This window comes from Legionellales bacterium, assembly GCA_026125385.1.
Lineage (GTDB): Bacteria > Pseudomonadota > Gammaproteobacteria > JAHCLG01 > JAHCLG01 > JAHCLG01.
In genome coordinates, this window is the sequence record JAHCLG010000007.1 from 1 (window position 1) to 25,200 (window position 25,200).

Here is a 25,200-nt window from a genome sequence, read left to right on the forward strand (position 1 = left end):
AGGTCGGGGATTATAGCAATAATAACTTTGACTTGTAAAAGTTTTTTTGTGACATTTTAATCGATGAGTCTAAAAAATATTAAACAGCTAAACAATTCTACTCTGCTGGCTGCAGCTCGTTGATTTTTTCTGTTCGGCTGCTCATTTGACTGCGTGTAACCTGCGCGCTAGTGCTCAAAAAGCAATGATCTACGCTAAACTATAGTGAATTATGATGACGCCATAAGTCAGGAGTTCTTCAAAAAGGAATGTTTGGAAAAAATAAAAATTACAAAAAAATATTAAAGGAAGCCACAAGAAAATATCTCGTTACTTATTTGCGAATCAGCGATGGGAAATGTTACCGTTCTCTGCGTCCCGCGGGCTAAGCCGCGGGAGGATTGGTTAGTCAGGACTGTTGATTGGACATGACAAAAAAGTTGGGCAAGCCATGTCAAATAAGTATCGTCTTAACTATTTCCTGGATTATCACTTGTTTCGGCATTGTGTTCTTTTTCTTGTTGGATGCGAAGATAAATCTCTTCGCGATGCACGGAAACTTCTTTGGGAGCATTGACACCAATACGAACTTGGTTTCCTTTTACCCCTAATACGGTCACTGTGACATCGTCTCCAATAATGAGACTTTCACCAACACGCCTTGTCAAAATAAGCATGACGCTCTCCTCTTTTCAATCCAGCTAACATCTTCCAAATTTCAATCAGCGATGCCTTGAAATCCGTTGAGTAGACCGGTTAACCAGCAAATACACTACCAAAAAGATCCTATCTTTTCAGATAGATCCGGATACCTACAGCGATCCTTACTACTAAGTATTAACTAAAACGAGCATTTGTCTAGATTTAGTGCATATTTTTTTCTGGCCGAGGATCAAATTCCTCTTGAGCCGTTTTATCTAGATCAAAAGCAGCATGTAAAGCACGAACACCTAGCTCAATATATTTTTCATCGATTACAACAGAGATTTTAATTTCGCTTGTTGAAATCAGTTGCATATTGATCCCTTCTTTACCTAAAGTTGAAAACATTTTACTGGCAATACCAGAATGGGAACGCATCCCCACACCAACTAAAGATAATTTGGCAATATGATTATCTCCCAGCACCACACGGGCTTTAAGATCCTCACATACGCCATTTAAAATTTCCAACGCTCGTTCATAATCATCGCGATGAACAGTAAACGTGAAATCGGTTGTCGCATCAGCGGCGATATTTTGAATAATCATATCAACTTCAATATTGGCCTCGCTGATTGGGCCTAAAATGCGATAAGCCACACCCGGTAAATCCGGTACGCCGCGGATGGTGATTTTAGCTTCACTACGATTAAAGGCAATACCCGAAACGATTGCATTTTCCATTTTTCCACCTTCTAGTGTGATTAATGTGCCTGGGCCAGGCTGAAATGTTGATAATACGCGTAATGGCACATTATACTTTCCCGCGAACTCGACCGACCGAATTTGTAAAACCTTTGCACCCAAACTTGCCATTTCTAACATTTCTTCAAAGGTGATTTGATCAAGACGTCGTGCCCTGGGTTCGACTCGCGGATCGGTGGTATAAACACCGTCGACATCGGTATAAATTTGGCATTCATCGGCTTGAAGTGCTGCCGCTAAAGCAACAGCCGTGGTATCTGAACCGCCACGCCCTAACGTGGTGATATCACCTGCCTCACTGATCCCTTGAAAACCGGCGACGACAGGGATAATACCCCTACGAACTTCTTCACGCAATTTATCACATTCGATTTTTTGAATACGCGCTTTTTTTAAGCGATCGTCGGTTTTAATTCCGGCTTGCCAACCCGTGAATGAAACCGCAGGACAACCGCGTGTGCGCAACGCCATCGCTAATAAAGCAATAGAAATTTGTTCGCCACAGCTAACTAACATGGAATATTCACGCGGATCGGGAAATTCTTGCATTTGTTTGGCCATGTGAATGAGGCGATCGGTATCGCCGCCCATAGCAGAAACCACGACCACAATATCGTGCCCTTCCCTGCGTGTCGCGACTATTTTATCGGCGACTTGTTGAATGCGGGGCAAGGTTTCGAGCGATGTCCCACCGAATTTTTGTATTAACAATGCCATGTTATTTTATTTTTCCCCCGTCCTGAAGTCGGCATTGGCCACTCTATTATTATTAGACTTACTGATCGTTAGTATAACAAAGCAAGTCCAATAAAAAAATTACTTTAGCTACCCGTTAACAATATCTCACAGGAGATTAAGAGTGAGCCTGTAATTTTTGTTCAATCCAAGGCGCCACAGAATTTAGCGCTTGTGTTAAATGTTCGACTTGACTTCCACCGGCTTGCGCCATTTCAGCACGCCCGCCCCCTTTACCGCCCACCTGTTTGGCAACGTAATTTACCACATCGTGAGCAGAAATGCGCGCAGAAGTTGCAGAGGTGATACCCGCAATCAAGGAAATTTTTTCATCGATAACACTGGCTAATACAATGACAGACTCGCCTAATTTATTTTTTAAGTGATCCAACGTATCGCGTAAGGTTTTATTATCCGCCCCCACCAACTCTATCGCCAGCACACGAATACCAGCGATTTCTTGCGCTTGCTCGGTCAGCTCATCGCCTTTGGCACTGGCTAATTTGGCATTTAAGCGCGTAATTTCTTTTTCGTGTTGGCGTAATAACAATTGTTGCTGGGTAATTTTCGCGGGCACATCCTCTACAGAACTTTTTAATAACCGACTGGCTTCACGCAAAATTTGCTGTTGCTGAGTTATCCACTCTAAGGCAAATTGCCCTGTTACTGCCTCAATGCGTCGAACACCGGCGGCAATGCCACTTTCAGAAATAATTTTAAACACGCCAATATCGCCCGTGCGATCGACATGTGTGCCACCGCATAATTCTTTAGAAAAATCTCCCATGCTCAGCACCCGCACGTGTTCACCGTATTTTTCACCAAATAATGCCATTGCCCCTGCTTTCATCGCCGCATCGGCCGACATGACATCCGTAACCACAGCATGATTAGCGCGAATTTCTTGATTAACGATCTGCTCTATAGTGTGTAGGGTACTTTCATTCACCGCTTCAAAATGAGAAAAGTCAAACCGTAAATATTCCGCAGCAACGAGTGATCCTTTTTGTTGAACATGCGTGCCTAACGTTGCGCGTAAGGCGGCGTGCAATAAATGCGTCGCTGAGTGATTTAAGCGCACGGCTTGCCGATGAGTTAAATTAATTTCAGCCAGCAAACGATCACCAACGTTAATCGTACCCTGAAGTAATTTTCCATGATGCAAATGCGCGTGTTGATTTTTAGTGGTATCGATGACTTCGAATAATTGCGTCGCAGAAGTTAATTTTCCGATATCCCCTACTTGGCCACCGCTTTCGGCATAAAAAGGCGAATGATCTAAAATAATAATTCCTTGCTCTCCAGCGTTTAACGTAGTTCTTTCTTGCTGATCCGCAATAATCGCTAACACAGTTGCCGATTCTTTTGCGACTTCATAGCCATGAAATTCAGTGATTAAATCCAGTTGCAAATTATTTTTTACATTGAGATGAAAGCGACTGGCTTCTTTTGATCCTGCCCGCTGCTTGGCCATGGCGCGATCAAACCCTTCTAGATCTAAAGTGAGTTGACGTTCGCGAGCAATATCGGCGGTTAAATCCACCGGAAACCCATAGGTATCGTATAATTTAAAAACAATATCTCCTGGAATAATCGTATTATTTAATTGCGCGATGGTCTCTTCTAAAATTTTTAAACCTTGATCGAGGGTTTTAGCAAATTGCAATTCTTCGTTATATAAAATTTTTTCAATATGCGGTTTCGCGCTGATTAATTCGGGATACGCATCGCCCATGACATCGCCGAGCGGTTTGACGATCTGATGAAAAAATGGTTCTTGCATTCCTAGTTTATGACCATGCCGAATCGCGCGGCGAATAATGCGCCGTAACACATAGCCGCGTCCTTCGTTGCTCGGCATCACGCCATCGCAAATTAAAAAGCTGCAAGCGCGGATGTGATCGGCAATCACCCGTAAGGAATTATTATGATAATCGTTACATTGCAAAATAGTGGCAATTGCTTGGATTAAATCAACAAATAAATCGATATCGTAGTTGTTATGAACTCCCTGCATCACTGCTGCGATGCGTTCAAGCCCCATGCCTGTATCCACCGACGGTTTAGGCAGTGGCGTTAACTTCCCTGCTTCATCGCGATTAAATTGCATGAAAACTAAATTCCAAATTTCAATATAACGATCGCCATCGGCATCGGCACTTCCGGGTGGACCACCGGCAATGGTTTCGCCATGATCGTAAAAAATTTCAGAACACGGACCGCACGGGCCGGTATCGCCCATCGCCCAAAAATTATCTTTTTCGCCACAACGAGAAAAGCGTTTAGGATCTATCCCAATATCGTTTAACCAAATTGCCGCTGCTTCATCATCGTCTTTAAATACGGTGATCCACAGTTTTTCGGGAGGCAGTTTTAAAACTTGGGTTAAAAAATTCCAAGCAAACTGAATAGCATCCTGTTTAAAATAATCGCCAAAACTAAAATTTCCAAGCATTTCAAAAAAAGTATGATGGCGCGCAGTGTAACCGACATTTTCGAGATCGTTATGTTTGCCGCCAGCGCGCACGCAACGTTGGCTGGTGGTGGCGCGCGTATAGGCACGTTTATCTAAGCCTAGAAATACATCTTTGAATTGCACCATGCCCGCATTGGTGAACAATAAGGTGGGATCGTTGCCTGGCACCAACGGGCTTGATGCCACTTCAGTGTGACCGTGTTGCACAAAAAAATTTAAAAATTGTCGGCGAATATCACTCGTTTTCATATCTTTTCCTCCAGCGGCGCCATTATCCTTACATTTGGGAAAAGTCGCAAGGGGTGGAGATTGGAAATGGGGTGAAAAATAAGGGTTGGTGGTTGTTATGTAAAACAGAGATTATAGAGATTTATGTCTTCAATATATTTTAAGTTAATAAAGTTTACTTATTCATACAGTAACTACCCGACTTTGAATTAGAATTTTTGATTTGTTGATTAAACTGTTTTATTAACCCTGTTATTATCTGCAATGCGCGACCATCAAATCCACGGGTTAATTTTGTATCCTTCAGAAATTTGCTAATGATTTCCTTTATGTGAAAAATCTCATCCGTATTTAATAGTTCAACTTTTAAATTTATGAGCTGTTGTTTCTTGTATTCTTTTAAATCTTTGTTATAAAAAAAAGAAAAAAACCTGGAGGATTCTAAAGATTGTATTTCCTCTTGATAATCAGTGACTCTTTTTTCTAATGCCTCAAAGTTAAAAGATAAAGTATTTTGTTTTGATTCCTTTTCCTTAACATCTTTAGTATTACGATCAGGAATGACAGCACTTCCACCTGAAGGTAAGATTGAAAGAGGCTGAATAGTTTCATTGCTAGATTGTGTATTGTTATTAAAAGTCGGGGGAGTCTGTTCACTCTGCACTGGGCTTATGCTTGATTCACTTACTAGTTGGAGATAAGATTTATAAACATTTAATAGCTGTTGAATAACTTGCTGCTTTTTTTTCATACGAGTTATTTTTTGATCAAAGCAATAAATATCTCTAGTATCGGGAGATAATATACTTTTAATACAATGCTCAATCCGTTTCGCATAACTTGTTAGCTTATTTTTCAATAGAGTGCAACATTGTTCAACAGTACACTTACGCAAAACCTCTGCATATCTCTGTAGTATTGCCTCACGTTCTTCAGGATTAACAACAGGCTGCATATTCAATAATTTTTTAGCATGTTGGTAACATTTAAGCATTTCCGCAATAACCTGCTGATTTTTTTTCATGCGAGTTATTTCTTCATCAAAACAATAAATATCTCTAATATTGGAGTGTAATATTTCATTAATAAAATTATTAATCCGTTCAGTATAGTTTGCTAGCTTATCTTTCAATACAGTGCAACATTCTTTAATAGTACGAACACCCAAAAATTTTACATAACTCTGTAGTATTGCCTCACGTTCTTCACGATTAATAACAGGCTGCATACCCAATAATTTTTTAGCATGTTGGCAACATTTAACCTTTTCTGCAATAACCTGCTGATTTTTTTTCATGCGAGTTATTTCTTTATCAAAATAATGAATATTTCTAATATTGGATTGTGATATTTCATGAATAAAATTATTAATCCGTTCCGCATATCTTGCTAGCTTATTTTTCAACACAATGCAACATTGCTCAATAGTAAGATTACCAAAATTCTTTGCATACCTGTTTAGTTTTTCTTCACGGTCAGTAGACCTAACATCTGGACGAATATTCAATAATTCTTTAACATATTCGTATTCATAATGAGTTGCCGCCAATAAAAGTAATTCGTCAACAAATATATCTTTAGGTAAATCTTTAAACTCAAGAATTAGACTATCTAGAAGCTCATGTTGATTATTTAATTTTTGTTTTACTAATGCTATTTGAATAAGCTGTTTTTTTTGCTTTAAATCTTTTATATCCTGATCAAAACAATTAATATCATGAATCTCAGAAGATAAGATACTATCAATATAAAAATCTATAGTCTCGTCGCAATAGTTTAATTCATGCTGTAGCTGTTCAAAGCTACAGTTATTATAATATTCGAAAATTATCTTTAAGTCAGTTTCAGATATTTTCGGTTTATATACTAATAAATCCCTGACGTGCTGATATATTTTAATATCACTTGAAAAAATCATTAAATATTCATCAGAAATTTCATTATTTTCAAATTTTAATAGCTTGGCTTTTAAATCAAGATTGCGTGTTAGATGACAGCTTCCCGTACTAAATAAATCATAGAGCTCTCCATCAATTACATCATCATCAGAAATATTTTCGCTAATATTCCCATTCTGATCACATTTGATTCCAAAAATAGTCAGTTTATAGTTAACGCAAAATTGTAATTTATGTTTAATTATTTTAACATGTTTAGAATTAATATTATCGTTAGAAGGATCTTGAAAATTCCATTGACATAACTTTTGGTAAAAAAGAGCTAGGTTAGCATAGGTTAAATAACGAGATTGAAATAGCTTAAAAATGTAGAACTCAATAAAGTCACTAAAGGGAATATCACCATCATCATATTCACTATGGAGCTTTGAAATTTCATTAAAAAAAGTAAGCGCATATTCTGTTGCATCTGCGTAATTTTCGGAATCAATCGCATCAAATATATCGGAGACTGATAGCATTTATGGCTCACCTTTAAGTTAGTTTAGATCGTCACCCTAAAACTTAATATTGTCACGATACTTAAATTATCACCTAAATGTCACAGAAAATGATTTCATTGTGCCTGATTTTTTTAAGATGAGCAAACTTTTTCGCATTATTTTTTATTCCCCTAAAAACACTTCCGCTATAAATAAAAAAAACACGGCATCTCGCGATTAAAAACGAAATACCGTGTTTTTTAATAGCACTTATCACTCCACGAAGTAATAAGCATTTGCTAGTAGCGTGTACTTATTCCGCAGTTACTGCTTCCTGTTCAGAAGTATTTTTCGCAGAATTACGTTTTGGTAACAGTTGTGTGCGAATTTGCGCATCAATTTCTTTGGCCATTTCAGGATGCTCTTGGAAATATTGACGAACATTATCTTTGCCTTGACCAATTCGTTCGTTGTTATAACTGTACCAAGCACCGGCTTTATTCACGATACCTAATTGCACGCCAAGTTCTAGCACTTCGCCTTCCCATGAAATGCCTTCGTTATATAAAATATCGAATTCGGCTTGTTTAAAAGGTGGCGCCACTTTATTTTTCACCACTTTCACGCGTGTTTCACTACCCACAACTTCTTCGCCTTTTTTCACTGCACCAATACGACGAATATCTAAACGCACTGAAGCATAGAATTTAAGGGCATTTCCACCGGTCGTGGTTTCGGGACTACCAAACATCACGCCAATTTTCATGCGAATTTGGTTAATGAAAATCACCAAAGTATTCGAACGTTTGATGTTTGCAGTTAGTTTACGCAACGCTTGCGACATTAAACGCGCTTGCAATCCCATATGCGAATCGCCCATGTCGCCTTCAATTTCGGCTTTCGGGGTTAAGGCCGCCACCGAGTCGACAATCACTACATCCACAGCACCGGAGCGCACCAACATATCGGTGATCTCGAGCGCTTGTTCACCAGTGTCCGGTTGGGAAACCAGTAAATCATCCACATTCACCCCAAGTTTAGCGGCATAGCTCGGATCGAGTGCGTGCTCAGCATCCACAAAAGCAGCAGTGCCACCGAGTTTTTGACATTGGGCAATCACTTGCAAGGTTAACGTGGTTTTACCTGACGATTCTGGGCCATAAATTTCAATGATCCGCCCCCGTGGTAATCCGCCAATACCTAACGCGATATCCAATCCTAATGATCCGGTGGAAATGGCTTCGATATCGCGCACCGCAGTATCATCGCCTAAACGCATCACCGAACCTTTACCAAATTGACGTTCAATTTGACTTAACGCTGCATCGAGCGCTTTACGCTTATTATCTTCCATCAAAGAAACCTCCGCATAAAAATTTCCGCCCAGAAATAGGCGGAAGTGGATTTAAATTATCGCGTCGTAATCGTGTGTTGCGATTATCACATAAACTTACCGAGAATCCTATTCTAAGTTTAAGGATAATTTAACGTCAGCGGCTTGCGCGATACGGGCTAATAAATACAACGATGGCAGCCTAGCATCGGTACCGCTTTCTAAGCGTGCTATCACCGGTTGCGAAGTCCCCGCGCGTTTGGCAAGTTCCATTTGTGTTAACTCCGAACGATGACGCAAATGCTGGATCATCGACGCGATAGCATTCACTAATTCTTGTTTATTTAAATCTTCTGATAAGCGCAGGCCTTGGCAAATATCGGGTAAGATAATACTTAACATCGTCAATTTCTCCTCTATAGCGTTGACGCAAGGAGTATAAAATGACGATGATTGTTTTTATAACCGTTACGTTTTGTCAGTGATTTTCTAGGTGCTCAAAAATCGACACTTTCTGACTCAAGCTTGGAGACTTTGAACAGGCTCTAACACTATTAATTGTTTGAGCGAGTATAATGTTGCCTGCGCGCGAATAGCTCTGCGATCACCTGAAAAATATTGGCATTCGCTGAAAAGCGTAGTTGGCGTTTTCCAAGCAAACCAGACTAAACCCACGGGTTTTTCAGGACTTCCACCGGTGGGACCGGCAATACCACTGGTGGCTATCGCAATTTCTGCATCACTGTTATCAATTGCACCTTCGGCCATTGCTCTCACCACTTCTTGGCTTACCGCACCGAATTGATCCAATAACGGCATGGCCACATTGAGCATTTGCACTTTTGAACTGTTAGAATACGTCACAAATCCCCGATCAAACCACGCTGAACTGCCAGGAATGGCCGTAATCGCTTCGGCAATCCAGCCGCCGGTACACGATTCGGCAGTAGCCAATACGCTATTGCGTTTACTTAACCAAGTTCCCACGGCTTGCGCAGCTTGTATTATTTCATCTTGCAAATTTTTCATGATATTTCTCCAAGGGTCTTGTCATTGTGGATGGGCTACCGCTAAACTGCGCGACATGATTGAAAGCAGTGAACTTATTCAACACACGCCAATGATGCGCCAATATTTAAGCATCAAGGCGCACCATCAAGACATGCTACTATTTTACCGCATGGGCGATTTTTATGAATGTTTTTATGACGACGCGGTAAAAATTGCGAAATTATTAGATTTAACCTTAACCAAACGCGGACAATCCAATGGCGCGCCCATTCCCATGGCCGGCATTCCCTATCACGCAGCCGATAATTATTTAGCACGATTAATTAAATTAGGCGAATCCATTGCCATTTGCGAACAGATTGGCGATCCTGCCACGAGTAAAGGCCCGGTTGAACGTCAGGTGACTCGAATTATCACTCCAGGCACTGTCAGCGATGCTTCGCTATTAAACGATCGGCAAGATAATTTAATCGTGGCGATTTATGCGAATAAAAAACAATTTGGCATTGCGCACTTGGATGTGAGCAGTGGGCATTTTTATTTACTCGAAGTTGCTTCGTCTGAAAGTTTACTCAGCGAAATTCAACGATTAACGCCGGCTGAAATTTTAGTACCGGAGAATTTAATTTTAGCGGATGCTATTGCAAAACAATACCCTTGCAAACGTTTACCTCCCTGGGATTTTGATTTAGATTGCGCCAAAAAATCGCTCTGCGCACAATTTCAAACTCACAGTTTAGCCGCCTTTCAATGTGATGATTTACCCATTGCTATCAGCGCGGCAGGTTGTTTATTCAATTATGTCAAACACACGCAACAAGCCAATTTACCGCATATTCGCGCCATTCATGCAGAACGCACTTTAGATGCAATACTTTTAGATAGCACCACGCGCAATAATCTAGAATTACACAGCACCTTGAAAGGTCGAGAAAATCACAGTTTAGTCGGCATTTTAGATAATACGGAAACCTCCATGGGATCACGATTATTAAAACGCTTAGTCAATCGCCCGTTAACGTCGCAAGAAAAAATTCGTCAGCGCCAACAAGGGGTAACCCGTTTATTATCTGATGGTTTATTTCAAGAAATTAAAGCGATTTTAGCAGAATGTGGCGATGTCGAACGTATTCTCGCGCGGATTGCACTAAAATCCGCACGCCCTCGCGATTTAACGGCATTGCGCGCCACATTAGCGTTATTGCCACAACTCACCACACTATTAAAGCCCATCAACGATGATATTCTGCATGAGTTGCGCGCCCAACTACATCCTTGTCCGACGTTATTAAATTTATTAACCACAGCCATTATCGATAACCCACCGCAATTAATTCGCGATGGCGGCGTGATTAAAATCGGTTACGATAGTGAATTGGATCGCTTGCGTAATATTAGTGAACATGGCGATGAATTTTTAATGGCACTAGAACAGCGCGAAAAAGAGCGCACAAACATTAGCACGCTCAAAGTGGGTTATAATCGCATTCATGGCTATTATATTGAAATTTCACGTCTGCAAGCGAAACTGGTGCCAGAAGATTATATTCGTCGACAAACGTTAAAAAATAATGAACGTTTTATTACCCCAGAATTAAAAACATTTGAAGAACAAGCCCTCACCGCGCGCGCCAAAGCGTTAGCCTTAGAAAAAAAATTATACGACGATTTATTAATGATCATTGCCGCAGAATTAATCCCGCTTCAACAACTCGCACAGGCTTTAGCCTGGCTAGATGTATTGAGTAATTTTGCCGAACGCGCTCATTATTTTAATTGGGTAAAACCTGAGTTCACACCAGAGGAAATGCTTCGTATTGAGCAAGGCCGTCATCCCGTGGTGGAATATTTTCAAGAACAACCCTTTGTGCCCAATGATTTAAATTTAACCCCATCAGAAAAAATGCTGATCATTACCGGACCGAATATGGGTGGTAAATCTACTTATATGCGGCAAACCGCATTAATTTGTATTCTCGCATATATTGGCAGTTATGTTCCCGCCCAATCAGCCCTATTAGGGCCGATTGATCGCATTTTCACGCGCATTGGCAGCTCCGATGATTTAGCCAGCGGACAATCGACTTTCATGGTGGAAATGAGTGAAACAGCAGGCATTTTGCATCAAGCCACGTCAAGAAGTTTAGTATTAATCGATGAAATTGGGCGCGGCACCAGCACCTACGACGGCATGGCCATTGCTTATGCCACCGCCAATTATCTCGCCACGACATTACGATCTTACACGTTATTTTCCACGCATTATTTTGAATTAACTTCGCTCACTGAAGAAAATCCCACCATTCGCAACATCCATCTGGATGCCACCGAACATCACGATGCCCTGATTTTTTTACACACCGTACAAGAAGGCCCCGCGAATCGCAGTTTTGGTTTACAAGTTGCAGCACTGGCGGGTATTCCTCAAAAGGTGTTAGATATTGCAAAAGCTAAATTAAATCAATTGGAAATTAAGCCCTCCCCCTCAAAATTACCCATTACTTCTCCCTCACCTACTCACCCGGCATTAACCGCATTAAATCAACTAGATCCCAATGATCTCAGCCCGAAAGAAGCCTTAGAAAAATTATATCAACTGTGTCAATTAGCAAAATCTTAAGCTTAAGAATGAGTGAGGTATAAAAACTTTTATCAGCCATTGAATTGACGTTGCTTTTTGTATACTATTTATGCACTATAAAAACAAAGAAGAAATTACCGATGCCATTCTTTAAAGTTATTACTGATTATGTGCTTTCTTTTTTTCAAACTCCCTACGTAGTCGTGAACGCCAAGCTGGATGATCAACATTCAGATATAGATGTTGTTGTCCACGACTCTCACGCCATGACGATATTAGGCAATGTCTCTACACCAACGTATTCAGAGCTTTCTCATAAAAATTATCATCCATGCCAAAAAAATCAACCACAATATCACACAGCATTTAATACCGTTGGGTCTGACGCACATAAAGCGCAGTTAGCACGAGCTTTCGAGCGCGATCAATTGGATTTAAATACTCAAAATGCAATACTCGAAAGAATTAGAGCAGTCCACTGGCAATTACATAACGATATCTCTTTGAGCGACAAAAGACCTCATATTCACTTCCAACATTATCATGCTAATTTAGACGATCCAGAAGCCCTGAAATGTGTGATCAAACAATTTCCTTTTACCGAAGAACAACAAACTAATTTATATAATAAATTAGTTAAAGCACAACAAGAAAGATTAACCCTCATCCACCATGAGCAGTATGAAAAAGCATCAAGCTTAGCAGGATATGGATTGATCGCGTTTTTATCGGCATTTTCTTCTAGTTACATTAAACAAAGAACAAGAAATAAAGGTCAGCAAGAAAATTTCAGTGATGTTCTAATCGATATACTCCGAACCATTGCCTTTAATTTATTCGTGATGAATCCAAGCGCTGCCGTTTCGAGTTCCTTAATAACAAAATTACTTAATTATTTTTTAAAATTAGCCCACTCACCTGCTTATGTGATTAGGCACCAGAACATTCTTTCTACTTTATTGTCATTATCTCTTAGCGAAGATTATCTGGCTACTGCAATTGATTTAAGTTCTCTTGTTTTTGTCACCTCTACTGCTAATTATTTTGGCGAGAAATTAGGGGTGAAATATGCTAACTCAGATAAATCAACTAACGAACCGGCAACCAATATTTACAGGAATTATTCAGATGACGATGATGAAATTGAAGTTGATGAGAAACCACCTGAAATTTCACGTTCATCAATTTCAATTTTGAAGGTCTAACACTATGCAATGGTTATTAACACAATCTCTTAAAGCATTTGCTTATTTTTTTAGGACTTCGCCCTTAGCTTCTGCTCATATGAAAGAATTATCTGTTGTTCAGAATGATAAAAATACCGTAACAATCTATCACGATAAACAGTTAGGACATCTCCCTCTAAGGCCGTACTATCAATGTAAAAATGGCATCCCAACACAAGATTTACTTGTTGAATTTTGGTCGCGAAGTTATGTTGATAAAATGATTCATGATTTAGAAAAACCAGAATTATCCTTCTTAGATAAAGTAATAAAAGAAGTGAGTGAATATACAAAACATAGCTTACTCCATGTTAATGACGATCAAAATTTAAATAAACTCCATAAGCACATGCATCTTTCTCAGCCTGAAAATATTGATACGCAAAATCTCAACTGTATTGTTCAACAACTGCCGCTTTATCCAGCACAAAAAGATACGCTACTCAAGCTATTGAGAGACGAGCGCAACATACAGGCAGAATCATTGAATAGCAATAAACTATCTTCGCCCAATTCACGTCTAATGTATTTTGGATTGGTTTCCTTTTGTGATGCATTTTTTTCAAGTTATCTTCAACATTCATTAAAACCCAACCACCACTATATTGTGGATACCTTCAAATCAATGCTATTGAATTTATGGGTGATGGATCCTAATGCTGCGATATCTGTGCCGATCGTAGAAAAAATTCTTCGCTACCTTCTTAACTCGAACCAGTTTTCGCCTCATTTAAGCGCTCTCTTTAAAACCATACCTACTTTATTTGCTCTGTATTTCAGCGAAGATCATCTGGCTACCGCAATGAATTTAAGTTCCCTTGCGTTTGTTACCACTGTTGCTCATATGTGTGGAGAAAAATTAGGCGTGAAATATGCTAACTCACATAAAGCGACACCCGAACCAGCAACTAATATTAACAACAGGAGTAATACTAAAGCGTTTATTGATGACGAAATTGAAGTTGATGGAAGACCACCAGCGATTTCACGCTCATTAGAGCCACTGTTGCGATCTTACACCAAGAAAAGGGGCTAGCTAAAAACCACCCTCAAATAAAGATACAACGCTAGAGTCTAACGACATTTTAAATGTCTTACCAAGAAAAATCTCGTTTTATTCCATTTTCATGCTCATTTTGTTAAGATGGACAGATGAAAAATAAAGCTCTACAAATCTGTAATGAAACTATTCATCCAGGAGAAACGCTATCATTAGCGCTACCACTTCCCGAATTATTTAGCTGTGCTCCTCTCTACATGCCGATTAAAATCGCTCATGGCACACAAGCAGGCCCAATATTAATGATTACGGCGGCCATTCATGGTAATGAATTAAACGGAACAGAAATTATTAATCGTCTTCTTAATTTAAAGGTCATAAAGCAATTGCGCGGAACGCTTATTGCCGTTCCTATTGTAAATGTTTATGGCTTTATTAATCGCAGCCGTTTATTGCCTGGCGGAATTAATTTAGATCACTGTTTTCCTGGTAGTAAAAATGGAACACATGCTTCACGTGTGGCTCACCTATTTTATAAAGAAATTTTTGCTAAAGCACAATATTGTATCGACTTACAAACCGGATTTATTAACTACAGTAATCTCCCACAAATCTATTATCATTTCGGTGATCGTGAATCACAAAAATTGGCTGAATCATTTAATGCACCAGTGATTTCCCATTTAGCAGATGAGCCAGGCTCTCTGCATCATATGGCGCGACAAGATCACGTTCCTTTTATTGTTTATGAAGCGGGTGAAGCCATGCGTTTTGATGAACATGCAATTCGCACAGGTGTATCAGGTATTCTTAATATCCTTAAATTTCTTGATATGCTGCCTCACAAGAATATAAAAGATAAGAAAATCATACCTTCATTTGTTGCTGAAAAAAATATCTGGGTTAGAGCCTCTACAAGCGGACTAAGCCAAACCACTTTCAAATTGGGTCAATCAGTTAAAAAAGGGAAATTATTAGCGACTATTCAGGATCCATTTGGCGCTAGTGAGAAAGTCAATATTTATAATCCAGAAGATGCGATTATTGTTGGCAAAAATAATTTACCTTTAGTGCATGAAGGTGAAGCCCTATTTCAATTAGCTGTATTTTCCAGAATGCAGCAGGCAGAGACTCATTTTGAAGACTGGCAAGAGCAGCGCGAAAAATTAACCAGTCACTCGCAAGAATCATAAACAATGCAATATCAAAAATCATTTAATATTTCACTATTGGGTTTAAGTATATGGGCTATTGCTGCCGGATTTTTTTTGTATGAATTTTTTTTGAGAACCTTTATTGGAACCTTAGCGCACCAGATTATTCCTGCCCTCAACTTAGATCCAGAAAAATTTGCATTACTGGGTTCTGCTTATTACATTGCATATGGTTCCATGCAAATTCCGGTTGGCATTTTAGTCGATAAGTTTGGAATAAAAATTATTCTTATTTTTGCAACACTAACATGTTCATTTGCAACCATGTACTTTGCGCAAGCGACTGGATTGTATTCTGCTTTTTTTGCGCGCACTTTAATGGGATTTGGTTCTTCTTTTGCATTTGTCTGTTTACTGGTTATTGCTGCAACGTGGTTTCCTAAAGAATATTTTGGTTTATTCTCCGGCATTTCACAATTTGTTGGCACGATGGGGCCTTTTTTAGCGGGCGGTCCCTTAATGTTATTAGTTGCGGCTGATCAGGGTAATTGGCGAACACCCCTGTTAAAAATCAGTAGTATTGGGATAGTATTAGCTCTATTAAGTTTATTAGTCATCAAAAATAAACAACGTGATCCAGAACAAAGAATTATTTTTTTGCATCAATCAGGCCCAATTTTCCCACGTTTGCAAAAATTATTTTGTAATAAACAAGCGTGGTTAATCGCGAGTTACTCTTCTTTTGTTTATGTCTCTATGGTTATTTTAGGTGCAATTTGGGGCACCATTTATTTAGAAGCGCGTGGTTTGTCTCAAGTAATATCAGCAGATATTATTTCAACATCCTGGGTTGGGTATGCCTTAGGTTGTCCTGCTCTGGGTTTTTTTTCCGACTATATAAAAAGAAGAAATCTAGCGCTAACTCTAGCAGCAATTATTGGATTGCTAGCAACAACTTATTTAATCTATTTTACTATCCCATTTATTTGGATGTATCTAGCATTATTTTTCTTAATTGGTTTTGCCGCAGCCGGACAAAACGTTGGATTTGCAGCTATTGCTGAACACGTTGACGCAGAAACTAAGGCTACTGCCCTGGGATTAAACAATGGTATGATTACCTTACTCAGCGCCATTGTTCCCCCTATTATTAGCTATATCATCGAACTTTCTAACCCTCATTCGAGCACTTTAACTGCTCACGGGTTTATTTTGGCGTTTAGTATTATGCCCTTACTATTCGCTGTTGCATTATGCTTATCCCTATTTAATATCGAAGAAACTTTTTGTAAATCAAAGCGTGAATCTGTTTTATTAGCTCCAGAATCGACTCATTAGGAAAGAAAGAGTCTCAGTGATCCATGAGTTCAAACAAGAAGAATTGCTGCTTACCCTAACTTAACCCTTGACAGAACAACCTCAAATTGGCAATATTCACGGTCGATTTTACTGGATACTATTAAGTGGAGATACCCTCTTGGCTAACACAAAACAAGCGCGTAAACGTGCAAAACAATCCATCAAACATCGCAATCACAACATGAGCTTGCGCTCAAGAATGCGTACTTCGCTGAAGAAAGTGATTGCAGCGATTCAAACGGGCGATAAAACCAAAGCGGGCGATGCGTTTAAGGAAGTTGTTCCTGTGCTCGATAAAATGGCAAGCAAAGGTTTAATTCATAAAAACAATGCGGCTCGTCACAAAAGTCGGTTGAATCTTCGTATCAAGAATATGCAAGCTTAATTCTGCGCTAGCCCGTATTGAGCGCAAGCCCAATACGGGAATGCCCCACCTCTGCCTTTCGCCATCACTCATGGCTTAGTCTTTTTTTTAATTTTTTTATTTCTCTGCTCGCCTTTTTAACATTCTTCAGTGTATAATTTCGTCAGTGAAAAAATGGATGGTTTGAACATGAAACGGATTTTCATTACGCTTGGACTCAGTAGTTTGATGGCAGGTTGCGTCACTAATCCTTCTCAATCTGCACCCCCGCAAGGTTTCTTTATTTCTAAAACCGCAAAAAACGCTCCTTATCAACTGGCAAAACTCGATAATCATGCTTTGTGTAGCGCTTATGCGCTCAATCCCAATGCGCGTCTCAAACACGAAATTGCCAAACGTCATCTGGTTTCTGCCGCCGATTGGAAAATGATTTCATCGCAAAAAATTAAAATTGGTATGAGTGAATGTGCCGCATTGATTGCTTTTTCAGGAAAAAATGAATGTGTGAATAATTCTGCACGGGCTAAAAATAATGCTGCTCTAGTCACGCAATCTTATCACTGCGGAGATTATACTATCACCGCTAACAATAATCGGGTTACTCATATTAGCCATTTAGGCTTTAATCATGGATTTTTAAATTTTTTAGCGGGCTAAAAAAAAATCTTTAGCGCCTATTTAAAACCTCTACGGCTGATTTTGAGCAGGATCTTAGTGTCAGTTCGATGCACGGAATAAAGCGCTTACACCATTCGCCCTATTGAGCTTGCATGCGCATAGCACCATCTAAGCGAATAACGCTGCCATTCAACATCGGATTCTCAATAATACTTTTCACCAACTGAGCAAATTCTTGTGGGTTGCCTAAGCGCTGTGGGAAAGGTACTTGTTGAGCAAGGCTTGCTTGCACTTCATGAGGCATGCCTTCGATCATCGGTGTGAGAAAAATCCCTGGGGCAATCGCCATCACCCGTATCCCAAAACGAGCAAGTTCTCGCGCTGCTGGCAATGTCATTGAGGCCACCGCTCCTTTGGAAGCGCTATAGGCAGCTTGCCCAATTTGACCATCAAACGCTGCCACTGACGCCGTGTTAATAATGACACCCCTCTCATTATCCGCATTCAAGGGCTCACTTACACTCATCACATGCGCTGCCACTCGTAAGACATTAAAATTCCCAATTAAATTAATCTGGACCACGCGATTAAACTCATCCAAAGGCATGGGACCTGCGCGCCCGACAATGCGTTTGGCGGGAGCCACTCCCGCACAATTCACCACAATACGTAAATCACCGAATTGTTGGATGGCCTCTTGAATAGCCTTTTCAACCGCTTCACCTTGGGTAATATCACACACCAAGCCTAAACCATTTATTTTTTTCGCCGTTGTCTGCAATATTTTTTCGTTAATATCTAACAAGGTAATTTTAGCGCCGAGTGCGGCTAGATATTCAGCGGTCGCAGCTCCCAGACCAGAAGCTCCACCTGAAATTAAAACATGACGCTGGTTAATATCCATGAGTTTTCCTTACTGATTAACGATGACTTGTAAATTTAAACGCTTCAGAATATCTTGCGGCGCTTTGGAAATAAAAAATAATTCAAACATGGCCACTGGCTCATCCGGTTTCAAATCAAAGGTAATTTTTTGAGGATTTTTTAAAAATACCAGGATCTGTTGCCAGGTTTTTTGCACAATAGGCGCTTGTAATGGACGCTCTTTAATGGATTTTTCTTGGAACGTTTGATCCAATTTATTAAAAAATGCTTGCCGATCGCCACCACTCATCGCCGTTAATTTATCCACTAATTTTTTTACAAATCCGTGATCAATATATTGTAATCGAATATGCATTACGGCTGAATTTAAAATGGCCTTACTGTTGGTTTTAGTATTTTCAACACGAACTAAAATTGCTCCCAGGTTAAACGTTCCAATACCCGTCATTTCTTGACTGAGTTTAATTAATATTTTCTTTTCGATGGGTAAATAGCGATAAAGTAAATTAATATTAGCCTTTAATTTATCGACATTCATTTCTTGCATCATTGCTTTCATCAGCGGATTTACGGATTGCTCAGTTAACTGTGTTTGCATTTCTTTAACGTGTAAGGTTAAACCAATTAATTGATCATCTTCATTTTTTTGCAGATTATAACGAATTTCTTGAATTGAGACGGGATTTGCCGTAGTTGCGAGTGGTTTAATCTCGATATTTTTTAGAATAATATCGTTGGTAAAAACATTGCCGCGTAAACTGCCATAATCAATTTGCAAACCGGCGCGCGTTTGCTTGATGATGTTATTGATATCCTGCCGGGCCTGACTCGTTAAGCGGTAATATAAATATCCATAGCCCAAGCCCAGAATTAAAAGCAATCCTAGTATAAAAATTCCCAGCAGGGCGAGTGGACTTGAGAAATCAATCCGTTTGCTCATTATACTTACTCCTAGCGAAAATGATTTTGGCGCGTCGTCTATCTTGCAGTAGAATAGCGTTTTTTAATCAACAGTTACAAGAAAAATGTCAGATACCAGTCTTTTGCAACCGCCCTATCCGCTGGCCTCCCACGAACGAGTTTATTGGGACGAGTTATATGGTTCAAGTTTAAGTTTGGGTTTAGCCTCGTTGCTAAAAAATCAAGATGCACCGTTGGTTTTAATTACTCCTGATATTAATCGAGCGCTGGCTATAGAATATGAGTTACGATTTTATCTTAAAGACACCAACCTTCCTCTGCTGAGCTTTCCCGATTGGGAAACATTGCCGTACGATACCTTTTCACCTCACGAAGATATTATTTCCCGTCGTATCCTCACCTTACAACAATTGCCTCATTTTAACCACGGCATTCTAATTGTTCCGATTAATACGTTAATGCAACGGCTTGCGCCTGTGGAGTTTATTCAGCAACACAGTTTTCAATTACACACCGGACAAACCTTTAATTTAGAAAGCATGCGCACCCAATTGCAACGCACTGGCTACTTAGCGACGAGCCAAGTGATGGAACACGGACAATTTGCCGTCCGTGGTTCGATCATGGATATTTTTCCCATGGGAAGTGCTTTACCGCTGCGCATTGATTTATTTGACGATGAGATCGATAGTATTCGCACATTTGATCCAGAATCACAACGATCACTCGATAAAATCGCATCCTTTGAATTATTACCTGCACATGAATTTCCCACGCACGAAGAAGCCATCACCTTATTTCGCCAACAATGGCGCAGTGAATTTGCCGGTAATCCACGGATTTGTCCGATTTATGAAGATGTCAGCCAAGGGATTTTTCCAGCAGGTATTGAATATTATTTACCATTATTTTTTCAACAAACCGCGACGTTATTTGACTATTTTCCTTCACAGGCTATTCTCATTGATTGTGAAGAAAATCTCGCTGCCCTACAAAAATGGTGGCAAGATGTCAATAATCGTTATCAACAACGTGGACATGATATCACTCGCCCGCTGTTAGCGCCGCATAAAATTTTATTACCTGAAAATGAATTGCATCAACAATTAAAACAATTTCGTCGAATTACTACTCAAGAAAAACTAAATACCACAAAATCTTATGCGCATCATTTTAATACTCAAGAACCTCCGCTATTGCATTTAACCAGTCAAACAGAGCAACCCTTTCATCCATTAAAAAATTATCTTAACAATAATCAACAACGAATTTTATTGTGTGCTGAAAGTAATGGACGTCGTGAAATTTTATTAGAATTATTAGCTAAAATTCAGCTTCATCCCACCAGCGTTGATAATTTTCAACAATTTTTAAATAATGATGAAAAAATTAATATTACCGTTGCCCTTTTGGATCGCGGACTCGTCTTAAAAGAACCAGCCATTACAGTGATTGTAGAAAACCAATTATTTTCTCAACACATCATGCAACGCCGTCGTCGTCGCCAACGCACCCATGATCCGGATAATGTTGTTAAAGATTTAGCAGAATTGCATATCGGTTCACCGGTGGTACATTTAGAACACGGTGTGGGTCGTTATCTAGGATTGCAAACTATCACCATTAATAATACGGAAACAGAATTCTTAACCATTCAGTACGCAGGACAAGATAAATTATATGTGCCAGTGGCAAACCTGCATTTAATCAGCCGCTACAGTGGCGCGGAACTTGAGCATGCGCCATTAAATCGTTTGGGTACGGATGCTTGGAGCAAAGCCAAACACAAAGCCTTGCAACGGGTGCGCGATGTCGCCGCAGAATTATTAGAACTCTACGCCAAGCGTGAAGCTCGTCAGGGATATTGTTATAAAAATACTGACGATGATTATTTAACGTTCACTCAAGAATTTAAATTTGAAGAAACCCCCGATCAACAAGACGCGATCCGCGATGTGATTAAAGATATGACTTCGATAAAACCTATAGATCGGTTAATTTGTGGCGATGTGGGATTTGGTAAAACAGAAGTCGCGATGCGTGCTGCTTTCCTTGCAGTGAATAACGGTAAACAAGTTGCAATGTTGGTTCCTACGACCTTGCTCGCGCAACAACATTATCAAAATTTTCGCGATCGCTTTGCCAACTGGCCGATTCGCATTGACGTATTATCGCGTTTTAAAACGGCAAAAGAAGCAGAAGGCATTTTGCAACTGATCCGTGATCATAAAATTGATATTTTAATTGGGACGCATAAATTATTGCAAAGCCAAATTAAATTTGCCGATTTAGGTTTATTAATTATCGATGAAGAACATCGTTTTGGTGTCCGTCAAAAAGAACGCATCAAAGCATTACGTGCTGAAGTTGATATTTTAACGTTAACAGCAACACCAATCCCGCGTACCTTAAATTTAGCGATGTCGGGACTCCGAGAATTATCTATCATCGCGACACCACCCGCAAAACGCTTATCGGTAAAAACATTTATTCATACAAGGGATGATATTATTATTCGCGAAGCAATTTTGCGTGAAATTATGCGGGGTGGACAAGTTTATTTTTTACATAATAAAGTCGAAACCATTGAAAAAACCGCTGCTGATTTAGCAGCACTCGTCCCAGAAGCGAAAATTCGTTTTGCCCACGGGCAAATGCGCGAACGCGAATTAGAAACGATCATGGGAGATTTTTATCATTTACGTTTTAATGTATTAGTGTGTACTACCATTATCGAAACAGGAATTGATATTCCGACTGCTAATACCATTATTATCGATAGAGCCGATCATTTAGGTCTCGCCCAGTTACATCAATTACGCGGTCGTGTGGGTCGTTCGCATCATCAAGCTTACGCATATTTATTAACACCGCCTGAACAATTAATCACCGCTGATGCCAAAAAGCGTTTGGAAGCCATTAGTTCGCTGGAAGATTTAGGTATTGGATTTACCTTGGCGACACATGATTTAGAAATTCGCGGCGCCGGTGAATTACTAGGCGAAGAACAAAGCGGACATATTCATGAAATTGGTTTTAGCCTTTACATGGAATTATTAGAGCGCGCTATTCAATCGCTAAAGCAAGGCAAACAAATTGATATTGACGAACCATTAATCATGGGAACGGAAGTCGATTTACAAATTCCTGCACTCATTCCTCACGATTATTTACCCGACGTGCATGCGCGTTTGATGTTATATAAACGGATTGCGAATGCTAAAGATGAAACTACTTTGGATGAGTTACAGGTAGAAATGATCGATCGTTTTGGTTTACTGCCTGCTGCTGTGAAAAATTTAATTTTAGTCACTCAAATTAAATTACACGCCGAAAAACTCGGTATCACCAAAATAGAAGCCAGTTCTCAAGGTGGACGCATTGATTTTAGCGATAAACCAAATATCGATCCGATGAGAATTATTCAATTAATTCAAACTCAACCGCAAACGTATAAATTCGACGGCAAAAATCGCTTACGCTATTTTCAAGTCACAGAAAATGAGCAAGACCGTATTCAATTTTTACAAGACCTCTTAAAAAGATTTATATAATGTAGCCTGGAACGCAGCGTAGCGGAGATCCAGGATCGAAGTTTTAGAGATTTACCGATCCTGGATCTCCGCTACGCTCCGTTCCAGGCTACGGCTGCGCTGCGTTCCAGGCTACATGCTACGCTCCGTTCCAGGCTACGGCTCCGCTGCGTTCCAGGCTACAACAAGTTAACAACAAAGGCGTTTTTTGGGGGTAGCTTGATGTGTCGTTGCTAGTTTTTCTGTTAAAGCAGGATCAGTAGAAATTAAATACAAGCCCTCTTGATGAGCGCTTAACATGAATAACGCATACAATAATTCTTCGGGTTTTATTTCTTGCAGAGTATTTGCAAGTTTTTCAAGATTTTTAATGTGATCACTCCAGCAATTAAGATCGATCATAGTTTCAAAAAAATCTTCAACGTCATAGACCTTAGCAAAATCGCTAAAGCTACTTAAGTCTTGACTTTTGGCAAATAAAATTTCATTTTCTAATGCCTTTTGATAAATCTCTGCCACTTTTTCACAATCAAACTCGAGCTCGCTGGCTTTTTTACCAAAAACATCTAAATTTATTTCTGCTAAATTATGCTGTCGACAATAATCGAGCATTTGAGGAAAGGCTTGCAGCTCAGATTTTTTAGAATTAAACTCATACAATAATAAAAAACCTTGTTGTAAGCCGCGTAAAAATGCTGGAGATGAATTCACTGCCGTAATCACCTTAATGGCCTCTGTCACTGCCTTCGGTAATTTGGTTAAACGATAGGGGTGAATTTTATCTTGCTGTGGTTTTAATTGCATATAAGGTTTATGCTGTGCTTCTAAAAGCCCTAGTTTTTTATAGTTATTATCTAATAAAGAAAATGAATGAACATCACAAAATCCTGCTATTAACTCTGCCATATTCACTGCTCGTATTGTGTTTGGCTCTACAAATAAATCACTATCGTTCAATATACTGTTTAACTCTTGCATGACAAACGAAATGGAACATAATTTTTCGCCATATTTTCCCACTAAGGTTGTGCCATCAATTATAATAATTCTTGCACAGAGTATTAATAAATTTAAAAAATTTTTAATACTTTGATTATTGCTAATAGCAAAATTATTATAAAAATCACTAAAAATTTGTTGGAGTATGGTGCTAGCGTATTCAGCGCTTTCTGTTTCATTGATTACTCTTTCTTTACTAACTTCAATATCATGTAAACAAACAATGAGTGAAAAAAAAAGTTTTAATAAAGTATTTAATACGGCATGTTGAGATGGGGGGTAAAATTCTAAATAATTAAAATATACTAACTCAAAATAATGGGTAACTTCTGCCGCATGATAGTGAGTATGATAAGTCATTTTATCTTGAGTGCGTTTGTGCATTTCTATAATGGCATTATGATAGTAATGACTAATAATTTCTTGTAAGGTGTCTACGCCATTTTCATAAGCATTTAATTGTTTCAAAAATATTTCGCACACTGTAGTCCAATTTTTTGCAAGTTCCTTTCGATCTTCTAGTGAGTCCAGTAGACGTTGAATGACTAAGTTGCTTAAATCATAGGTGTCACGAAGGGCAAGAAATTTAATACGTTGCGAAGAGGTGAATTGTTGTATGATTTGCCGCTGGTTGCGAGTCAGAAAATTTAAAGATTGATCGAGAATCACCAAGTCAATTTCATCTGAATGACTTGCTGCGGGCATGAGTCTTTGACGATTTCCAACACAACAGATCCCTAATGTTGTTAATAAATTTGAAAAACTCATATTATTTCTTCTTATTAACATCCTGTTTGAAACAATCTACCGTGAATAAAGCAAAAATGCAAAATTATTTTGCAGGTAGCCAAGATCGTAGCCAGCGTGTAGCGCAGCCGTAGCCTGGAACGGAGCGTAGCGGAGATCCAGGATCGGAGTTTTTTTAATATTCTGTTCCTGGATCTCCGCTACGCTCCGTTCCAGGCTACGGCTACGCTACGTTCCAGGCTACACACTAAGCTACGTTCCTAC

At 39.4% G+C, this 25,200-nt stretch carries 18 protein-coding genes; 8 read left to right on the forward strand and 10 right to left on the reverse strand.

Going from position 1 to position 25,200, the window contains the following annotated elements; translation table 11 throughout:
- Positions 1 to 449: 449 nt before the first annotated feature.
- From csrA to KIT27_04035, 7 genes are all read right to left on the reverse strand, one after another.
- Positions 450 to 656, reverse strand: a complete 207-nt coding sequence (gene csrA / locus KIT27_04005) for a carbon storage regulator CsrA (protein MCW5588808.1) — start codon at positions 654 to 656, stop codon at positions 450 to 452.
- A 187-nt stretch (positions 657 to 843) separates the two neighbouring features.
- Entirely contained in the window at positions 844 to 2,103 is a 1,260-nt protein-coding gene (locus KIT27_04010; protein MCW5588809.1) for an aspartate kinase, read from the reverse strand.
- A gap of 136 nt (positions 2,104 to 2,239) precedes the next feature.
- Positions 2,240 to 4,846, reverse strand: a complete 2,607-nt coding sequence (alaS, locus tag KIT27_04015) for an alanine--tRNA ligase (protein ID MCW5588810.1) — start codon at positions 4,844 to 4,846, stop codon at positions 2,240 to 2,242.
- A gap of 154 nt (positions 4,847 to 5,000) precedes the next feature.
- Entirely contained in the window at positions 5,001 to 7,244 is a 2,244-nt protein-coding gene (locus tag KIT27_04020) for a hypothetical protein (GenBank protein MCW5588811.1), read from the reverse strand.
- A gap of 274 nt (positions 7,245 to 7,518) precedes the next feature.
- On the reverse strand, positions 7,519 to 8,559 hold the full coding sequence (gene recA, locus KIT27_04025; protein MCW5588812.1) for a recombinase RecA: 1,041 nt from the start codon (positions 8,557 to 8,559) through the stop codon (positions 7,519 to 7,521).
- Between the two features lie 108 nt (positions 8,560 to 8,667).
- Positions 8,668 to 8,940 (reverse strand): helix-turn-helix transcriptional regulator, encoded by a 273-nt coding sequence (locus KIT27_04030; protein ID MCW5588813.1) that lies wholly within the window; start codon positions 8,938 to 8,940, stop codon positions 8,668 to 8,670.
- Between the two features lie 117 nt (positions 8,941 to 9,057).
- The gene (locus KIT27_04035) at positions 9,058 to 9,567 is read right to left on the reverse strand and encodes a CinA family protein (protein ID MCW5588814.1); all 510 of its coding nucleotides are present in this window, start codon (positions 9,565 to 9,567) and stop codon (positions 9,058 to 9,060) included.
- 55 nt (positions 9,568 to 9,622) lie between these two features.
- On the opposite strand from KIT27_04035, the gene mutS reads away from it, so the two are divergent.
- The 7 genes from mutS (at position 9,623) to KIT27_04070 (ending at position 17,890) form a co-directional block, all read left to right on the forward strand.
- A complete protein-coding gene (gene mutS, locus KIT27_04040) occupies positions 9,623 to 12,169 on the forward strand; it encodes a DNA mismatch repair protein MutS (GenBank protein MCW5588815.1) in 2,547 nt (848 codons plus the stop codon).
- A 101-nt stretch (positions 12,170 to 12,270) separates the two neighbouring features.
- A complete protein-coding gene (locus KIT27_04045) occupies positions 12,271 to 13,335 on the forward strand; it encodes a hypothetical protein (protein MCW5588816.1) in 1,065 nt (354 codons plus the stop codon).
- Positions 13,336 to 13,339: 4 nt separating this feature from the next.
- The gene (locus tag KIT27_04050) at positions 13,340 to 14,392 is read left to right on the forward strand and encodes a hypothetical protein (GenBank protein MCW5588817.1); all 1,053 of its coding nucleotides are present in this window, start codon (positions 13,340 to 13,342) and stop codon (positions 14,390 to 14,392) included.
- Positions 14,393 to 14,508: 116 nt separating this feature from the next.
- The gene (locus KIT27_04055) at positions 14,509 to 15,549 is read left to right on the forward strand and encodes a succinylglutamate desuccinylase/aspartoacylase family protein (GenBank protein MCW5588818.1); all 1,041 of its coding nucleotides are present in this window, start codon (positions 14,509 to 14,511) and stop codon (positions 15,547 to 15,549) included.
- Between the two features lie 3 nt (positions 15,550 to 15,552).
- Positions 15,553 to 16,848 (forward strand): MFS transporter, encoded by a 1,296-nt coding sequence (locus KIT27_04060; GenBank protein ID MCW5588819.1) that lies wholly within the window; start codon positions 15,553 to 15,555, stop codon positions 16,846 to 16,848.
- A 139-nt stretch (positions 16,849 to 16,987) separates the two neighbouring features.
- The gene (gene rpsT / locus KIT27_04065) at positions 16,988 to 17,254 is read left to right on the forward strand and encodes a 30S ribosomal protein S20 (GenBank protein MCW5588820.1); all 267 of its coding nucleotides are present in this window, start codon (positions 16,988 to 16,990) and stop codon (positions 17,252 to 17,254) included.
- Between the two features lie 168 nt (positions 17,255 to 17,422).
- Positions 17,423 to 17,890: a hypothetical protein gene (locus KIT27_04070; protein MCW5588821.1), complete on the forward strand. Its 468-nt coding sequence runs from the start codon at positions 17,423 to 17,425 to the stop codon at positions 17,888 to 17,890.
- Between the two features lie 100 nt (positions 17,891 to 17,990).
- Here the strand turns inward: KIT27_04070 and KIT27_04075 are convergent, their stop codons facing one another.
- Both KIT27_04075 and KIT27_04080 read right to left on the reverse strand, forming a co-directional pair.
- On the reverse strand, positions 17,991 to 18,755 hold the full coding sequence (locus tag KIT27_04075; protein ID MCW5588822.1) for an SDR family NAD(P)-dependent oxidoreductase: 765 nt from the start codon (positions 18,753 to 18,755) through the stop codon (positions 17,991 to 17,993).
- 9 nt (positions 18,756 to 18,764) lie between these two features.
- Positions 18,765 to 19,676: a hypothetical protein gene (locus tag KIT27_04080; GenBank protein MCW5588823.1), complete on the reverse strand. Its 912-nt coding sequence runs from the start codon at positions 19,674 to 19,676 to the stop codon at positions 18,765 to 18,767.
- Between the two features lie 85 nt (positions 19,677 to 19,761).
- Between KIT27_04080 and mfd the strand changes: the two genes are divergently transcribed.
- The gene (gene mfd / locus KIT27_04085) at positions 19,762 to 23,211 is read left to right on the forward strand and encodes a transcription-repair coupling factor (GenBank protein ID MCW5588824.1); all 3,450 of its coding nucleotides are present in this window, start codon (positions 19,762 to 19,764) and stop codon (positions 23,209 to 23,211) included.
- 168 nt (positions 23,212 to 23,379) lie between these two features.
- On the opposite strand, the gene KIT27_04090 is transcribed toward mfd, so the two are convergent.
- Complete coding sequence (locus KIT27_04090) at positions 23,380 to 24,957, reverse strand: hypothetical protein (GenBank protein MCW5588825.1); 1,578 nt, start codon at positions 24,955 to 24,957, stop codon at positions 23,380 to 23,382.
- Positions 24,958 to 25,200 lie beyond the last annotated feature (243 nt).

What these genes read in the sequence shown, in the direction of transcription:
- csrA (MCW5588808.1), bottom strand. Translation starts at nt 656, where the DNA reads ATGCTTATTTTGACAAGGCGTGTTGGTGAAAGTCTCATTATTGGAGAC.
- KIT27_04010 (MCW5588809.1), bottom strand. Translation starts at nt 2,103, where the DNA reads ATGGCATTGTTAATACAAAAATTCGGTGGGACATCGCTCGAAACCTTG.
- alaS (MCW5588810.1), bottom strand. Translation starts at nt 4,846, where the DNA reads ATGAAAACGAGTGATATTCGCCGACAATTTTTAAATTTTTTTGTGCAA.
- KIT27_04020 (MCW5588811.1), bottom strand. Translation starts at nt 7,244, where the DNA reads ATGCTATCAGTCTCCGATATATTTGATGCGATTGATTCCGAAAATTAC.
- recA (MCW5588812.1), bottom strand. Translation starts at nt 8,559, where the DNA reads ATGGAAGATAATAAGCGTAAAGCGCTCGATGCAGCGTTAAGTCAAATT.
- KIT27_04030 (MCW5588813.1), bottom strand. Translation starts at nt 8,940, where the DNA reads ATGTTAAGTATTATCTTACCCGATATTTGCCAAGGCCTGCGCTTATCA.
- KIT27_04035 (MCW5588814.1), bottom strand. Translation starts at nt 9,567, where the DNA reads ATGAAAAATTTGCAAGATGAAATAATACAAGCTGCGCAAGCCGTGGGA.
- mutS (MCW5588815.1), top strand. Translation starts at nt 9,623, where the DNA reads ATGATTGAAAGCAGTGAACTTATTCAACACACGCCAATGATGCGCCAA.
- KIT27_04045 (MCW5588816.1), top strand. Translation starts at nt 12,271, where the DNA reads ATGCCATTCTTTAAAGTTATTACTGATTATGTGCTTTCTTTTTTTCAA.
- KIT27_04050 (MCW5588817.1), top strand. Translation starts at nt 13,340, where the DNA reads ATGCAATGGTTATTAACACAATCTCTTAAAGCATTTGCTTATTTTTTT.
- KIT27_04055 (MCW5588818.1), top strand. Translation starts at nt 14,509, where the DNA reads ATGAAAAATAAAGCTCTACAAATCTGTAATGAAACTATTCATCCAGGA.
- KIT27_04060 (MCW5588819.1), top strand. Translation starts at nt 15,553, where the DNA reads ATGCAATATCAAAAATCATTTAATATTTCACTATTGGGTTTAAGTATA.
- KIT27_04070 (MCW5588821.1), top strand. Translation starts at nt 17,423, where the DNA reads ATGAAACGGATTTTCATTACGCTTGGACTCAGTAGTTTGATGGCAGGT.
- KIT27_04075 (MCW5588822.1), bottom strand. Translation starts at nt 18,755, where the DNA reads ATGGATATTAACCAGCGTCATGTTTTAATTTCAGGTGGAGCTTCTGGT.
- KIT27_04080 (MCW5588823.1), bottom strand. Translation starts at nt 19,676, where the DNA reads ATGAGCAAACGGATTGATTTCTCAAGTCCACTCGCCCTGCTGGGAATT.
- mfd (MCW5588824.1), top strand. Translation starts at nt 19,762, where the DNA reads ATGTCAGATACCAGTCTTTTGCAACCGCCCTATCCGCTGGCCTCCCAC.
- KIT27_04090 (MCW5588825.1), bottom strand. Translation starts at nt 24,957, where the DNA reads ATGAGTTTTTCAAATTTATTAACAACATTAGGGATCTGTTGTGTTGGA.